At 70.9% G+C, this 14309-nt stretch carries 11 protein-coding genes; 5 read left to right on the top strand and 6 right to left on the bottom strand.

The window, feature by feature from the left end; genetic code table 11:
- Window positions 1-12: 12 nt before the first annotated feature.
- Entirely contained in the window at window positions 13-2766 is a 2754-nt protein-coding gene (locus AC0IWM_RS03685) for a bifunctional diguanylate cyclase/phosphodiesterase (protein WP_471753141.1), read from the bottom strand.
- A gap of 383 nt (window positions 2767-3149) precedes the next feature.
- Here AC0IWM_RS03685 and ybgC point away from each other — a divergent pair, with 383 nt between their 5' ends.
- Window positions 3150-3593 (top strand): tol-pal system-associated acyl-CoA thioesterase, encoded by a 444-nt coding sequence (ybgC, locus tag AC0IWM_RS03690; RefSeq protein ID WP_471753142.1) that lies wholly within the window; start codon window positions 3150-3152, stop codon window positions 3591-3593.
- A gap of 56 nt (window positions 3594-3649) precedes the next feature.
- On the opposite strand, the gene AC0IWM_RS03695 is transcribed toward ybgC, so the two are convergent.
- Window positions 3650-4813, bottom strand: coding sequence for a methyl-accepting chemotaxis protein (locus AC0IWM_RS03695; RefSeq protein WP_471753143.1), 1164 nt, complete (start codon window positions 4811-4813; stop codon window positions 3650-3652).
- A gap of 482 nt (window positions 4814-5295) precedes the next feature.
- Here AC0IWM_RS03695 and tolQ point away from each other — a divergent pair, with 482 nt between their 5' ends.
- The 4 genes from tolQ to tolB all read left to right on the top strand — a co-directional run bounded on the left by tolQ (window position 5296) and on the right by tolB (window position 9363).
- Window positions 5296-6012 carry a protein TolQ gene (gene tolQ, locus AC0IWM_RS03700; RefSeq protein ID WP_056465906.1) on the top strand — a complete coding sequence of 239 codons (717 nt, stop codon included), beginning with the start codon at window positions 5296-5298 and terminating at the stop codon, window positions 6010-6012.
- Window positions 6013-6039: 27 nt separating this feature from the next.
- Window positions 6040-6486 (top strand): ExbD/TolR family protein, encoded by a 447-nt coding sequence (locus AC0IWM_RS03705; protein ID WP_447677830.1) that lies wholly within the window; start codon window positions 6040-6042, stop codon window positions 6484-6486.
- Window positions 6487-6498: 12 nt separating this feature from the next.
- Window positions 6499-7884 (top strand): cell envelope integrity protein TolA, encoded by a 1386-nt coding sequence (gene tolA, locus AC0IWM_RS03710; protein WP_471753144.1) that lies wholly within the window; start codon window positions 6499-6501, stop codon window positions 7882-7884.
- Window positions 7885-8028: 144 nt separating this feature from the next.
- Window positions 8029-9363, top strand: coding sequence for a Tol-Pal system beta propeller repeat protein TolB (gene tolB, locus AC0IWM_RS03715; RefSeq protein ID WP_056465916.1), 1335 nt, complete (start codon window positions 8029-8031; stop codon window positions 9361-9363).
- 24 nt (window positions 9364-9387) lie between these two features.
- On the opposite strand, the gene AC0IWM_RS03720 is transcribed toward tolB, so the two are convergent.
- The 4 genes from AC0IWM_RS03720 to AC0IWM_RS03735 all read right to left on the bottom strand — a co-directional run bounded on the left by AC0IWM_RS03720 (window position 9388) and on the right by AC0IWM_RS03735 (window position 14241).
- Complete coding sequence (locus AC0IWM_RS03720; RefSeq protein WP_471753145.1) at window positions 9388-9966, bottom strand: hypothetical protein; 579 nt, start codon at window positions 9964-9966, stop codon at window positions 9388-9390.
- 178 nt (window positions 9967-10144) lie between these two features.
- Window positions 10145-11377 carry an MFS transporter gene (locus AC0IWM_RS03725; RefSeq protein WP_471753146.1) on the bottom strand — a complete coding sequence of 411 codons (1233 nt, stop codon included), beginning with the start codon at window positions 11375-11377 and terminating at the stop codon, window positions 10145-10147.
- 44 nt (window positions 11378-11421) lie between these two features.
- A complete protein-coding gene (locus AC0IWM_RS03730; protein ID WP_471753147.1) occupies window positions 11422-12069 on the bottom strand; it encodes a redoxin domain-containing protein in 648 nt (215 codons plus the stop codon).
- Window positions 12070-12072: 3 nt separating this feature from the next.
- A complete protein-coding gene (locus tag AC0IWM_RS03735) occupies window positions 12073-14241 on the bottom strand; it encodes a protein-disulfide reductase DsbD family protein (protein ID WP_471753148.1) in 2169 nt (722 codons plus the stop codon).
- Window positions 14242-14309 lie beyond the last annotated feature (68 nt).

Here is a 14309-nt window from a genome sequence, read left to right on the forward strand (position 1 = left end):
CCGGCCGGGGCGTCAGGCCGCGTCGCGGTGGCGCTTCGGGTCGAGGGCGCCCGCGAGGCCCGGTCCGGCGAAGCCCCGTCGCGTCAGGATGTCCTCGAGGCCGGCCGCCGGCAGAGGGCGGCTGAAGAGGAAGCCCTGGAGCTCGTCGCAGCCCTCCGCCTCGAGGATGGCCGCCTGCTCGGCCGTCTCGACGCCCTCGGCGACCACGCCCATGCTGCAGGCCTTGCCGAGGCCGACCAGCGCCCGGACGATGGCGACGCTTCCGCTCTCCTGTCCGAGGGTGCGGACGAAGGACCGGTCGATCTTGAGCTTGTCGAAGGGGAAGCGCCGCAGGTAGCTGACGCTCGAATAGCCCGTGCCGAAATCGTCCATCGCGATCTGCAGGCCCAGCGCCTGCAGCCGGTGCAGGATCCGGAAGGTCTCGGCTTGGTCGCGCAGCAGGACGGATTCGGTGACCTCCAGTTCCAGGCGGCTCGCCACGAGCCCGGAGCCGATCAGCGCCCGCGTCACGTCCTCGACGAGGTCGCCGCGGACGAACTGCACGGAGGAGATGTTCACGGCGAGCTTCAGGGCGTCCGGCCAGGTCGCCGCCTCGCGGCAGGCTTGCGCGAGGACCCAGGCGCCGATCTCGCGGATCAATCCCGTCTCCTCGGCCAGTGGAATGAAGGTCGCCGGATCGATGAGGCCGTGTGCCGGATGGCGCCAGCGCAGCAGCGCCTCGAAGCCGTTGAGGGTCCGGGTCCGCGCGGCGACGAGGGGCTGGTAGTGCAGCTCGAACTGATGGCCGGCCAGGGCGCGCCGCAACTCGGCGCCGAGATGGTGCCGGCGCTGGATGTCCTTGTCCATCTCGGCCTTGAAGACGCGCCAGGTGCCGCGGCCCGCAGCCTTCGCCTGGTACAGGGCCACGTCGGCACGACGCAGGACGGCCTCGCTGTCCGCATCGGACGGCTCCACGAGCGCGATGCCGATGCTGGTTCCGATGACGATCTCCTGATCCTGGACCGTGAACGGTGCCCGGAGGGCGGCGACCAGGCGCGCGGCGAGTTCCGCCGCATCGGCGGGCGTGCCGATCTCGGCTTGGACGATGGCGAATTCGTCGCCGCCGAGGCGCGCCACGAAGTCCGACGCGCGCAGGCAGTCCTGCAGGCGCTGCGCCGTCAGGCACAGGAGCGCGTCGCCCGCCGGGTGGCCGAGCGTGTCGTTGACCCCCTTGAAGCCGTCGAGATCGAGGTAGAGCACGGCCGTCCGCCGGCCGGCATCGCGGGCGGTGAGCCTGTCCGCCATGTGCTCGCGCAGGAAGGCGCGGTTGGGCAGCCCGGTCAGCGCGTCGTGCCGGGCCATCCGGACGATCTGGGCCTCGCTCCGGCGGCGCTCCGTGATGTCCTCGTGGGTGCATTGCCAGCCGCCGCGGATCGGAACGTGCTTGACGGCGATGGCCCGCCCGTCGGCGAGGTCCCAGGTGAAGGAGGCCGGCGTCGCCGAGGCGTGGTCCGAGGCCGGCCAGGGCGGGGGGCGATCGCCGTTGCCGGCCGCGAGATAGGCCCGGATGGCGCCCAGCGTCGTGCCGGGCTGGCGCAGGTCGGGGGGCACCTCGTGGAGTTCGACGTAGCGCGCGTTCATCACGATCAGGCGGTCGTCGAGGTCGAACAGGCAGAGACCCTGGGCCATGTTGTCGAGGGCGATGCCGAAGCGGGCATATTGCGTGCGCAGCGCGCGCTCGCTCCGGGCCCGCTCCTCCGCGCGCAGGAGCATGGCCTGCCCGCGGGCCTGGCGCCGGCCGAGCACGAAGAGCCCGACGAGGCCGAGGTCGAGGAGGCCGGCCGCCGCCCCCAGCACCGTGGCCTGGCGGCGCCAGGGCGCGAGGGCCGCCGCCGTGGTCCGGCTGACGCTGAGGATCGCCGGATAGTTCGCGAGCGTGCGGGTCGCGACGAGCCGGTCCTGCGCATCGATGGGACTGACCGTTCGGGTCACGCCGCCGGCCCTGTCGCGCAGGGCGATCAGGGCGGCGCCGGTGGTGGCATAGCCGCGTCCGATCGCATTCTCCCGGTGCGGATGGCGCACCAGGAGCACGCCGTCGGTGCGGAACAGCGAGATGACGTAGTCTGGCTGCGGCGCGATCTGGCCGTAGAGGCCGGCGAAGTACTGCAGTTCCACCGCGCCGAGCACGAGCCCGAGGAAGGTCCCGTCCGGGGCGGAGATCTTGCGGGCGATGTACAGGGTCCAGGTTCCGTTGCCGCGGTTCCGCACCGGCTCGCTGACGAAGCGCTGCAGCAGCGGGTCCGACGCCAGGGCCTTGAAGTAGGCCCGGTCGGCGATGTTCACGTCCGGGATCGGCCAGAACCGGGTGAAGTTGCGCAGCGTGCCGGTGTGGTCGACCACCGTGACGGCATTGACCTGGGGCAGCGCCGCCGTTCGCGCCCGCAGGGAATCGTGCATGGACTGCGTCGCCACCTGGGTCGCGAAGGCGGCAGGGGTGGCCACTTCGGCGGCGCGGATCTCGTCGATCAGGGAATCCTGCACCAGCTCGATGGCCTGGAGGGCGCGGTCGGCCTGGTCGGCCAGGACGGTGGTCAGGCTGACGAGGTTCTGCTCGGTGTCGGTGATGGCCCGCCCGTGCAGGTCCGCGATGAAGAGGGCCGCGCTCGCGGCGATGGCTAGGCCGAGAATACCGCCCGCCGTCGCCAGCAAGACGAAGGAGCCGGCGTAAAGATCTTTGCTGGCGGTGATCAGATGAGCCAATCGTCTCCGAACGCTGGTCGTCAACATGATCCTATCCTGCGTGCCGCCGTCGCGGCACGGACATCGCGCCGGAGCGCATCGATGTCTTTTCGCAAAAACGTCGAGAGCTCGGCGCACGCGCGCCTTCTGGCTGATCAACGTGGGAACGAATTAATTTTCCTTCCGCGAATTTGGGCGGGATTTTAGCTCTGCGCAGGGAAATGGCCGGATGCCCGGCCCGCGCCGATCGGCCCGGAGCGGCGGCGGCGCGGAAGGGGCGCGTTGCCCGCCCTCGGGAATCTGCTAGAGCCGCCCGCGCGGCAGGGCCGGCCCTTCGCCGCGGGGATCACCGTCGCAGGGCGGCCATTCGCCGGCCCGGGGCCCTATGCCGGCCCGCGCAGTTCTTCATCACGAAACCGGGAGACTCGCCGTTGACCCAGTCCGAACCCGGCGTTCACGCCCTGGCGGTGCGCGTCTACTACGAGGACACCGACTTCTCGGGCTTCGTCTACCACGCGAGCTACCTGCGCTTCATGGAGCGGGGACGCACCGAGCTCCTGCGCGGGCTCGCGGGCGATCAATCCGACCTGCACCGGGACGCGGCCGGCCTGCACTTCGTCGTGCGCCGCATGGTGATCGACTACGCGAAGCCGGCGCGGATGGACGATCTCCTCGAGATCCGGACCTGGACGAGCGCGATGAAGGGCGCCTCGATGCACCTCGCCCAGGAGGTCCGGCGCGGGGACGAGCGTCTCGTGAAGGCCGAGGTCGTGGTCGCCTGCGTCCGGGACGGGCGCGCGGTCCGCCTGCCCGACAGCCTGCGGCAGGTCCTGTCGCCGGAGCGGGGCGATCCCGACCCCTCGCCCCGGGACTAGCGTGGCGCGCGCGGGGCCGGAACGCGGCGCCATGCCCGGTCGCCGGGCACGCCGCCTCAGATCTTGCGGACCTCGCCGAGGAAGAGCTTCACCGCGGCCGCCACGGCCTCGATCTCGCGATTGAGATCCGCCGTCGCGCCCAGCATCCGCTCGGCCGAATTGGCCGAATCCGTCGCGCTCAGGGCGACCGCCGCGACGCTGGAACTCACCGTCTCGGTCCGGCCCGAGGCCTCCTCGACGCTGCGGCGGATCTCGGTGGAGGTGGCCGACTGCTCCTCGACGGCGGAGCCGACGGAGATCGCGCTCTCGTCGATGCGGGCGATGATGCCGGCGATCCGCTCGATGGTCGAGGCCGTGGACGTCGTCGCGGTCTGGATCATCGCGACCTGGCGTGAGACGTCGTCCGTCGCCCGGGCGGTCTGGGCCGCGAGTTCCTTGACCTCGCTGGCGACGACCGCGAAGCCCCGCCCGGCCGGTCCGGCGCGCGCCGCCTCGATGGTGGCGTTGAGGGCGAGCAGGTTGGTCTGGCTGGCGATCTGGCCGATCATCCCGACGACCTGGCCGATGTGATTCGAGTTCTCGCTGAGCGCGCGCACGCTCGCCACCGCCTGGCGCGCTTCCTCCACCGCCTCGCCGGTCACCGAGCGGGAGCGGTTCATCTGCTGCGTGATCTCGGCGTTCGCGGTGTTCAATTCCTCCACGGCCCTGGCCACGGTCCGGACGTTGGCCGAGGTCCCGAGGGCGCCCGACGACGCCGTGGCGGCGGCGTCGGAGGTCTCGCCCGTCTTCTGGAGGACCTGGTTGGCGGAGTCGCGCATGGTGTCCGTCGCGCCGCCGGCGGCATCCAGGGCGGTCTGGATCGCGGTGTCGAAGGCCGAGATCGCGTCGGTAAAGGGGGTCACGTCGGCCCAGGACAGCACCGCCGCGATGTAGGTGCCCTGTGCCATCACCGCCGAGACGTGCAGGTCGAGGGTCTTGGGGCCGAGCCGGATCTTGGTGCGCCAGGGCAGGCGAGACGGATCGGCGACGATGCTGCGCTGGTGATGGGGGTTCTTGTGGAACACGTCCATCGACGTGCCCACCATCCGGTCGGGGTTCACTTCCCGCGGCAAGAATTGCCTCAGCGCATGCATGGTCTCGACGCTGCGCCGATTGGCATAGGTGATATTCGCGGTGACGGGGTCGAGCACCAGAACGTTGACCGGAAGGGCATTCAGCACAGCTTCCGGATCGATTTGCAGCGGGGTTTCGGCCTGAGCAGCGGATTGGGGCCGGCGCAAGGCGCCAAATATCTTCCTCTGACTATTCATAGTGCTAGGCTTTCTGTGTAGTGATTAGTATTTCCCCTACTCGAAAAACATAATCTATGTTGGTTAAATATTCGTTAAACCGAAGGTGAGACGTTTCGGTTCAGCCGCGCGGCGCGTATCGCTGGCAATCAGCTGGACCGCCCCCGCGCGCGATGGCGGGCGACCGGATCGCGGTCCGGATGTCCAGTCCGGCCCCCGGCAAGGGAATGTTAACCCTGCCGGGTGCTTAACTGCGGTCGGAGCGGACGCGTGCGATGCACAAGGCCGGCCCATACTTTCGACAGATTCGCGGGCCATTGAGCCTTGAAATCGCTCAAGGTTCCGGTTGAAGCGCGCAGGACGGACCACCGGTTCCGTGACGGTTCCGCGCGGGGTTTTTCGAGGATCATGTCATGAACCCAGCCGATGCCATGCAGGCGATGCCGGCCCCCGACATGACGCTGCTCGGCCTGTTCCTGCAGGCGCACTTCGTCGTGAAGGTCGTGATGCTCGGGCTGATCGGCGCCTCGATCTGGTGCTGGTCGATCATCGTCGACAAGACCCTGCTGTTCCGCCGCACCAAGGCCGAGATGGACGCCTTCGAGGAGGCGTTCTGGTCGGGCCGCTCCCTGGAGGAGCTCTACCGCTCGTTCAACGACCGCCAGCCGGTGGGGCAGGGCGCCCTGTTCGTGGCCGCCATGCGGGAGTGGAAGCGCTCCTTCGAAGGCTCCGGCCGCCAGATCCAGAGCCTGTCCCAGCGCATCGACAAGGTGCTGGACGTGACGATCCAGCGCGAGGTCGAGCGCCTCGAGTCCCGCCTGCTCTTCCTCGCCTCCATCGGCTCGGCCGGCCCCTATATCGGCCTGTTCGGCACGGTCTGGGGCATCATGACCGCCTTCACCTCGATCGCGGCGTCCAAGAACACCTCGCTGGCCGTGGTGGCGCCGGGCATCGCCGAGGCGCTGTTCGCCACGGCCATCGGCCTCTTCGCCGCGATCCCCGCCGTGCTCGCCTACAACAAGCTGCAATCGACGGTGGCCAAGAACCAGTCGCGCCTCGAGGGCTTCGCCGACGAATTCTCCGCCATCCTCTCCCGGCAGATCGACGAGCGCCTCTCGCTCGTCGCCTGATCCCACCCCCACACCCGAGGAACGATCATGGGCATGGCCCACGGAGCAGCGCAGGGTGGTGGCGGACGGCGTCGGCGGGGACGCCGGCACGCGGCCATCAACGAGATCAACATGACGCCGTTCATCGACGTCGTGCTCGTGCTCCTGATCGTCTTCATGGTCGCGGCGCCGATGATGACGGTGGGCGTGCCCCTCGACCTGCCGCAATCGAAGGCGAGCCCGCTCAATTCCGATACCAAGCCCGTGACCCTGTCGATCCGCCAGTCGGGCCAGGTCTTCCTCGGCGAGGCCGAGCTCTCCGACGACACCATCGTCCCCAAGCTCACCGAGAGTTCGAAGGCCGGGTTCGAGGAGCGCGTCTTCGTGCGCGGCGACAAGCGGGTCGATTACGGCCGCGTCGCCCAGGTGATGGCGATCGTGACCGGCGGCGGCTTCAAGAAGGTCGCCCTGGTCACCGAGCCGGACCAGAAGTAGCGGGCGCCGGCGGTGCGGATTCCCTTCAAGCGCAGTGAACCGGGCGTCTGGGTCTCGGCGGCGACGCATGTCGGCCTGCTGACGGTCGCCCTGCTGTCGGTGGCGGCCCCCGCCCTGCCGGATGCGCAGGAGGGCGTGCCCGTCGAGGTGATGACCGAGCAGCAATATTCGGAGCTGACGAAGGGCGAGCGCAACGCCGACGCGCCGCAACCCAACGCCAAGCCGCGCGCGGACCGGGTCGCCGAGAAGTTCGAGGAGCGCGAGCCCGAGAACGCCAAGGTGGATGCCCCGGCGCCCCCGAAGCGCCCGGCGGACATGAAGGTGGCGAGCGCCGAGGAGATGCCGCTGCGCTCCAGCGAGCCCGACCCGCAGGAAGCCAAGGCCGAGGCGGCCAAGGAAGCCGCCAAGGAAGCCGCAAAGGCGGAAGCCGCAAAGGCGGAAGCGGCCAAGGCTGAAGCGGCCAAGGCGGCCAAGGCCGAGGCTGCCAAGGCCGCTGCCGCCGCCGAGGCGAAGGCCGCCGCCGCGGAAGCCAAGGCCGCTGCCGCCGCCAAGGCGAAGGCCGAGGCGGTCAAGCGCGAGCAACTCGCCGAGTTGATCGAGAAGCAGGAAGCCGAGGCGGAGGCCAAGGCCGAGGCTGCCGCGAAGGCGGAGGCCGCGAAGGCCGCTGCCGCCGCCAAGGCGAAGGCCGAGGCCAAGGCCAGGGCCGACGCGGAGGCCAAGGCCGAGAAGGAGGCGGAAGCCAAGGCGAAGGCCGTCGCGGAGGCGAAGGCCAAGGCGGACGTGGAGCGCCAGAAGGAACTCGCCGAGGCGAAGGCCGAGGCGGAAGCCGAAGCGAAGGCGGAAGCCGCCGCCAAGGCCAAGGCCGATGCGGCCGCCAAGGCGAAGGCCAAGGCGATGGCGGATGCCAAGGCCAAGGCCGACGGGGAGGCCAAGGCCAAGAAGCAGGCCGAACTCGCCGACAAGTTCAGCGCGGGCGACATCCGCTCCCTGCTGGCCTCGAAGGCGCCGTCGCAATCCACCGGTGCCACGGGGCGCGAGGTCCAGCGCACCGCCTCCCTGGGGGCGGCCACCGGCACCGCGCAGCGCCTGTCACCGTCCCTCAGGGACGCCCTGGTGGGGATGCTGCAGCAGCAGATCGAGCGCTGCTACGTGGCGCCTCCGGGTGCGACCCAGGGCGTCGTCCTGCCGATGCTCGACATCCGGCTCAACCCGGACGGCACGCTCACCTCCGAGCCCCGCATCATGCGCGGCGGCGCGAACGCGGTGGACCGCTCGATCGCCGAGGCGGCCCAGCGCGCGGTGCGTCGCTGCGCGCCCTACAAGATCCCGGCCCAGTACGCGCCGTACTACAACGACTGGAAAGCCATCAACGCGGAGTTCGAGTTCTCGCGGGCGTGATGCGGCGGCCCGGGCCGCGCACGCGCGCGCCGCGTGGTCCGGGACGGTCCGATGCTTCCTCCGCCCGAGGCGGGGCCGTCCCATCCGCGCGCATTCTCCGGACCCACCCACGGTCCTCGCATTTCCACGACCACGGAATCGATCATGCATCGCAGTCTTCTCAAGAGCCCGGTTTCCAGGGGCCTGACGTCGCTCCTCGCGCTCCTGGCCCTCGTTCTGTTCGGCCTGACCCCGGCCGCGGCGCAGCTCAACCTGCGCATCGGCGGCGGGTCGTTCCAGCCGATGCCGATCGCGGTCACGGATTTCTCCGGGGATCCGAGCCTGGGGCTCCTCGTCTCCAGCGTGGTGACGAACAACCTGCGCCGCTCGGGCTACTTCACGCCCGTGGAGAAGGCGAAGTTCCCCGAGGCGCCGGGCTTCGACGCGGTGCCGGGCTTCGAGAAATGGCGGGCGGCCGGAGTCCAGGCCCTGATCACGGGTCGCGTCGCCCGCGACGGCTCCGGCAAGCTCAAGGTCGAGTTCCGCCTCTGGGACGTGACCTCGGGCCAGCAGATGACGGGCCAGCAATACGGCACCGATCCGGCCAATGCGCGCCGCACCGGCCACCTCATCTCGGACGCGGTCTACACCAAGATCACCGGCCTCGGGCCCTGGTTCGACAGCCGCATCGCCTTCGTGGACGAGTCCGGCTCCAAGGAGAACCGGCGCAAGCGCCTGATGGTGATGGACCAGGACGGCGCCAACGTGCGGGCGCTGACGAACGGCGAGAACGCCGTGGTGGCGCCGCGCTACTCCCCGGCGACCCAGGACATCGCCTTCATGACCCAGACCACGGGCCAGCAGCCGCGCATCCAGGTCATCAACCTGGAGACCGGCAGCCGCCAGGCGCTCGGCAAGGCCGATTCGATGAGCACCAGCCCGCGCTTCTCGCCGGACGGCCGACGCCTCGTCATGAGCGTGCAGCAGGGCGGCAACGCCGACATCGTGGTCATGGATCTGGCCTCGAAGGCCCAGACGCCGATCACCAACGGCAACGCCATCGACACTTCGCCGACCTACTCGCCGGACGGCAGCCAGATCGTGTTCGAATCCGATCGCGGCGGCTCGCAGCAGATCTACGTCATGAGCGCCTCGGGGGGCACGCCCACCCGCCTCTCCTTCGGCGAGGGCTCGGCCTCGCAGCCGGCCTGGTCGCCGCGCGGCGACCTCATCGCCTTCACCCGCCAGCGCAAGGGCGGCTTCGCCATCTGCGTGATGAAGCCGGACGGCTCGGGTGAGCGCGTGCTCACGGAAGGCTTCCACAACGAGGGCCCGACCTTCGCGCCGAACGGCCAGTACGTGCTGTTCTTCCGCGATCCGGGCGGCCAGGGCGGCGGCAAGCTCTACATGGTCGACATCACCGGCAAGGTGGAGCAGCCGGTGCCGACCCCGTCCTACGCCTCGGACCCGACCTGGTCGCCGCTGCTGTCGGGAAAGTAGGGCGCATCGGACGCGGCTGTCGCCTCAGCCGCGTTCGGAGCCTGCGGTTCGGCGCATGAAGCCGAAGGCCGAGCTCAGCGACGCGCCGGCGGCGCCTGTCACGGCCTGGACCGCGCCGACCGCTGCTTGAGCGGCTTCGCTCGCCGTGGAGACCAAAGACGATTCCGCAATCGTCGGTCCGGCGACGGGCTGGGCCACGCGCTGGGCCGCTCGGGCGAAGCCCCGTTGCAGGACCTCGCGATCGTTGCTGATCAGCGCCGGAAGCCGTGGGTCCGCCAGGGCGATCAGCAGGCCTCCGTCCTGGAACGTGATTTCCAGCAGAGTCTGAGGTTGCGACTCTTCGGCGGAGACCGAGGTCAGGGCGGTCGCAGCGAGAAGCGCGGTCCCGCTCAGGTCGATGTTCGACGCCAGGGCAAGGCTTCCCTTCAGGCCTTCGAGTACCTGCCCGCCCCAGTTCCGTGCGCCCGCGACGTCCCCATGGGCCTCGACGGTCAGGATGCCCTCGACCGAGCGCTCGACGCCGTCCGGGCTGGTCAGAACACCTGCCTGATACGTGCCTTTGCCCTTGCCGCAATTTCCGGCAACCACCTTGATGTCAGCCATCGCGCCCTCCCGCAGGTTTTTCTACCCCCGCGTGCAGGCAGCTGTCATGTACAAAAGCTTGGCCTTACCGGCACGAAGAGCATGACCTGGAGCGCTAAGACCTAGGCTAAGTATTTGGTCCCGAACGCATTATCCCTCAGACATCGCGAACGTCTCGGAAAAGGGATAATCCCGCTCCTCACTCCGCGGGTACGAGCCGGTCCCGCGCCCGCAGCGCCGGGAACACCCGGCCCCACAGGGCCGCGACGAGGAGCGTGGCGAGGCCGCCCGCCACCACCGCGGGAACGGCGCCGATCAGGGCGGCCAGGGTGCCGGATTCGAACTCCCCGAGCTCGTTCGAGGCGCCGATGAAGACCGAGTTCACCGCCGAGACCCGTCCGCGCATGGCATCGGGCGTCTCGCCCTGGACGAAGGTCTGGCGCACGAAGACGCTGATCATGTCGGCCGCCCCCGTGACGAACAGGCAGGCCATGGAGAGAGGCACCGAGGTCGAGAGGCCGAAACCCACCGTGGCGAGGCCGAAGAGGCCCACCGCCTGGAGCATGCGCAGCCCGGCCTGGCGCTGCAGCGGCCAATAGGCGAGGGCGATCGCGGTGAGCACCGCCCCGGCCGCCGGCATGCTGCGCAGCACGCCGAGGCCGAGGGGGCCGACATGCAGCACCTCGGCCGCGAAGATCGGCAGCAGCGCGGTGGCGCCGCCGAGGAGCACCGCCACGAGGTCGAGGCTGATGGCCCCGAGCACCACCGGGTGCGTGCGGATGTAGGTCAGGCCGGCCGAGAGGGTTTCCCAGGTCACGGGCGGCCGCTCCGTGACGGGGGCGGGCCGGAACCGGATCGCCAGGATGAGCGCGCTGGCCAGGGCGAAGCTCGCCGCGGCCGCGCCGAAGACCACCGCCGGTCCGAGGGCGTAGAGGAAGCCGCCGGTGGCCGGGCCGAGGATCGAGGCGCTCTGCCAGAGCGAGGCGTTCCAGGCGATGGCCGAGCCGAACAGCGAGCGGGGCACCAGGGTCGGCAGCAGCGCCTGGAGGGCCGGATTGGCGAAGGCGCGGCCGGTGCCGATGACGACGACGAGCCCGTAGATCGGCCACAGGGTCGTGGTGCCGGAATAGGCGGCGACGAGAAGCCCGAGATCCGCCAGCGCCAGCGTCGCGTAGGCCAGGGCCGCCACGAGGCGCCGGTCGTAGGTGTCGGCGACGTGGCCCGTGACCAGGGCCGAGAGCATGGCCGGGAGGAAGCTCGCCAGGCCCACGAGGCCGAGGGCCAGGGCCGAGCGGGTGATGTCGTAGACGAACCACCCCACCGCCACCGCCTGCATCTGGAAGGCGAGGCCGGTCAGGAAGCGGGCCGATCCGAAGAGGCGGAAATCGCCGTTGCGGAAGACGGTCCAGCGCGGCGCGGCATCGGTGCTCATCGCGCCGTGCTGGGGCAGGGATGTTTTCCCGTCAAGCGCCAGGATTACGAGGCGTACTTGACCGTGCAGCCATAGGGCTTGGCCGAGCGCACCGAGACCGGCCGGCCGGCGGCGAGTTCGGTCAGGGCCGCGTCGACGAGGTTCCGGGCCGTCTTGAGGTCGGCGGGATCGGCCGAGGGCTTGTCGTCGATGCCGCCCTGGTAGGCGAGGGTCCCGTCCGGGGCGATGACGAACATGTGCGGCGTGGTCCTGGCGTCGTAGGCCCGGCCGACGCTGCCCGCAGGGTCGAGGAGCACGGCGGTGGGGGCGGCGTCCCGGGTCTTCGTCAGCCGGTTGGCCTCCGCCCCGTCGACGGCGCCCTGCTCGCCCGGCGCCGAGGAGATGACGCTGAGCCAGACCACGCCCCGGCCGGTCCATGTCTTCTGGAGCGCCTGCATGGCGTGGGCGCCGTAGTGCTTCATCACGAAGGGGCAGTCGTGGTTGGTCCATTCGAGGACGACCGTCTTGCCGGCATAGTCCGAGAGCCGGACGGTGCGGCCGTCGGAATCCTGGGCGCTGAAGGCGGGCGCGGGCTTGCCCACCTGCGGGCCGGCGGCCAGGGCAGGGGCGGCCAGGGCAAGGGCGGCCAGGTTAAAGGCGGCGAGGAGCGCCGCGAGACCCGCGGCGAGGAGACGGCGGCGGGTCCGGGGCATCGGCTATGGCTCCGTGGTCAGGGCGGCGCTGCGGTCCGTGGCCGCGAGGGGAACCGCCTGCAGGGCCTCCAGCACGAGGCCCGGGGTGAGGATCTGGGGCAGGATCGCGGGCTCGCCGGAGCCGGCATAGAGCAGGTAGAGCGGCACGCCGCTGCGGCCATGGCGCTCCAGCAGGCGGGTGATCTCGGGATTCTGGTTGGTCCAGTCGCCCTTGAGATAGGTGATGCCGCGGGCCTTCAGGCCGGCCTGGACGGCCTCGGAGCGCAGGGCCGCGCGCTCGTTGACCTGGCAGGTGATGCACCAGGCCGCCGTCATGTTCACGAAGACCGGCTTGCCCTGCGCCAGGAGCCCGTCGAGGCGCGCCTGGGTGAAGGCGCCCGCATCGGCCCGGGCGGTGTCGGCTCCGGCCCGGTCCCGGTCGAGCCCGAGGGTGAGGACGGCGAGCGCGCCGAGGGCCGCCACGGCGGTGCAGCGCGCGATCCAGGTGCCGGCCGGGCCGGCCCCGTGCCCGCGCTCCCAGGCCCAGGCGGCGAGGCCGACCAGCACGAGCCCGACCAGGGCGGCGAGCAGCCCGGCCGAGCCGACCTGCTGCGACAGGACCCAGACCAGCCAGGCGACGGTGGCGTAGATCGGGAAGGCCAGCGCTCCCTTCAGGGTGTCCATCCAGGCGCCGGGACGGGGCAGGCGCCGCAGGGCCGCCGGCCAGATCGTCAGCACGAGGAAGGGCAGGGCGAGGCCGAGGCCGAGGCTCGCGAAGACGGCGAGGCTCACGCCGGCCTCCTGCGTCAGGGCGAAGCCCACCGCCGAACCCATGAAGGGGGCGGTGCAGGGGGTGGCCACCACCGTGGCGAGCACGCCGGTGAAGAACGAGCCCTCGAGGCCCGCCCGCCGGGTCAGCCCGTCGCCGAGGCCCGCGATGCCGGCGCCGAGATGTACGACGCCCGACAGGCTGAGCCCCATGGCGAGCAGCAGATAGGCGAGGCCCGCCACCACCAGGGGCGATTGCAGCTGGAAGCCCCAGCCGATGCCGGCGCCCGCCCCCTTCAGGACGATGAGCAGGCCGGCGAGGGCCAGGAAGGAGGCCAGCACGCCGGCCGTGTAGGCGAGGCCGTGCAGCCGGACCCGGCCCGCCGGCTCGCCCGAATGTGTCACGAGGCTGAGCACCTTGATCGACAGGACGGGGAAGACGCAGGGCATCAGGTTGAGGAGGAGGCCGCCCAGGAAGGCGAGGCCGGCCGCGCTCCAGAGGGTCAGGCTTTCCTCAGGGGCCTGCACCGGCGCCGGAGCGGCAGGCGCGGCTGCGGCCGAGGCCGTCGACGCGGCGGCCGGGCTCGGAGCCTCGCCGATGGCGTAGGCGCGGCGCACGGGGCCGTCAGGGGTCGCCTCGTCGAAGGTCAGCACGCCCGGCAGGGAGCCTGGGGCGGCCTCGGTGGTGTCGCCGCGGGCGAGATCGATGTGCAGGCCGTCCGCATCGCTGCGCGCCTCCTGGGGCGCGGCATTCTCGATGGCGGTCTCGGCATAGGGGAAGTAGGCGAGGGACTCCGCCGCCAATCCCGGCGGGGTTGCGAGGTGGACCTGCAGGCGTCCGTTCTCGGCGCCGTAGCGCACCGGCCAGGGCGCGGGCACCGGCAGGGCCGCGCGGGCGGCCTCGAACAGCATCATCGATCCCGGCGCGGCCCCCGTGCTGGTGCCGCCCTGCGCCACCGGCAGGGTCAGGCGGAGCTCGGCCGAGCCCGGCACGCATTCGCGCTCGCAGACGAGGTAGGTCAGCTTGGCCTGGAGCGTCACCGGCCTGGCCGGCGCCAGGGTGACCGGCGGGGTCACCTCCGCGAGGAGGACGGCCTCGCCCTCGTAGCCGAAATTCATCAGGTGGGAGACGGGAATGCGGCTCGGGCTCGGCCACTGGATCGCTCCCGCCGAGAACCCGGCCGGCAGCGTCCAGGCGACCTCCGGGGCAAGGCCGGAATCGCCGGGATTGCGCCAGTAGACGTGCCAGTGCGGCCGCATCACCATGCGGATGGCGACCGTGAAGGGTTCGCCGGACCGGATCGCGGCGGGCTCCCCGACGAGGCTCGCCTTCACGAGGTCGGCCGGCACCTTGAAGCCCTGCGCGCAAGCGAGGGTCGGAGCGAGGCCGAACAGCGCGAGCGCTAGGGCGAGAAGCTGGATCATCGGGTCCTGTTCGGCGATGGAAGCGTCGAGATTACGTCCGTTCGGTGCAGGGGTGAAATCCCGAGGCC

It is taken from the genome of Methylobacterium sp. AC433, assembly GCF_979253015.1.

What these genes read in the sequence shown, in the direction of transcription:
- AC0IWM_RS03685 (WP_471753141.1), bottom strand. Translation starts at nt 2,766, where the DNA reads ATGTTGACGACCAGCGTTCGGAGACGATTGGCTCATCTGATCACCGCC.
- tolQ (WP_056465906.1), top strand. Translation starts at nt 5,296, where the DNA reads ATGAACCCAGCCGATGCCATGCAGGCGATGCCGGCCCCCGACATGACG.
- AC0IWM_RS03705 (WP_447677830.1), top strand. Translation starts at nt 6,040, where the DNA reads ATGGGCATGGCCCACGGAGCAGCGCAGGGTGGTGGCGGACGGCGTCGG.
- tolB (WP_056465916.1), top strand. Translation starts at nt 8,029, where the DNA reads ATGCATCGCAGTCTTCTCAAGAGCCCGGTTTCCAGGGGCCTGACGTCG.
- AC0IWM_RS03720 (WP_471753145.1), bottom strand. Translation starts at nt 9,966, where the DNA reads ATGGCTGACATCAAGGTGGTTGCCGGAAATTGCGGCAAGGGCAAAGGC.
- AC0IWM_RS03725 (WP_471753146.1), bottom strand. Translation starts at nt 11,377, where the DNA reads ATGAGCACCGATGCCGCGCCGCGCTGGACCGTCTTCCGCAACGGCGAT.
- AC0IWM_RS03730 (WP_471753147.1), bottom strand. Translation starts at nt 12,069, where the DNA reads ATGCCCCGGACCCGCCGCCGTCTCCTCGCCGCGGGTCTCGCGGCGCTC.
- AC0IWM_RS03735 (WP_471753148.1), bottom strand. Translation starts at nt 14,241, where the DNA reads ATGATCCAGCTTCTCGCCCTAGCGCTCGCGCTGTTCGGCCTCGCTCCG.